We start from the raw sequence: 514 nt of genomic DNA, 5'->3' as shown, positions 1-514 counted from the left end.
ATGTCGGCGATCTTCTTCGACGAGGCCTCGATGCCGTTCATGGTGGTGACCACCTGGCCGACCACCTGGCCGCCCTGGGAGGCCACCGCGGCCGCGCCGGTGGCGAGCTGGTTGGCCTGGCGGGCGTGCTCGGCATTCTGCTTGACCGTGGAGGTCAGCTCCTCCATCGAGGCCGCGGTCTCTTCCAGGTTGGCCGCCTGTTGTTCGGTGCGGCGCGACAGGTCGTCGTTGCCGGCGGCCAGTTCGGTGGTGGCGCCGTGGATGCTGCGCGCCGCGGTCTGGATGCGGCCGACGATGTCGGCGAGCTGGTCGGCGGTGGTATTGGCATCCTCGCGCATCCGCGCGAACACGCCGTGGAAGTCGCCGTGCATGCGCGCGCTCAGGTCGCCGGCGGCGATGGCCTGCAGCAGCGTCGACAGCTTGCCCAGGTTGCGGTCGCTGACCTCCATCATCGCGTTGAGGTCCTGCACCATCAGCCGGAAGTCGTGCTGGAACCGCCCGGCGTCGCCGCGCA

1 pseudogene is annotated in these 514 nt (G+C 70.0%); it reads right to left on the bottom strand.

Features of this window, described 5'->3' with window-relative positions:
* Positions 1–514, bottom strand: a pseudogene (locus D183_RS25415) (methyl-accepting chemotaxis protein); the annotation flags it as partial.

The organism is Xanthomonas sp. SHU 199 (genome assembly GCF_000364665.1).
Taxonomy (GTDB): domain Bacteria; phylum Pseudomonadota; class Gammaproteobacteria; order Xanthomonadales; family Xanthomonadaceae; genus Xanthomonas_A; species Xanthomonas_A sontii.
Note: the sequence above shows the minus strand (reverse complement) of the source record. Positions and strands in the feature narration are given on the sequence as shown.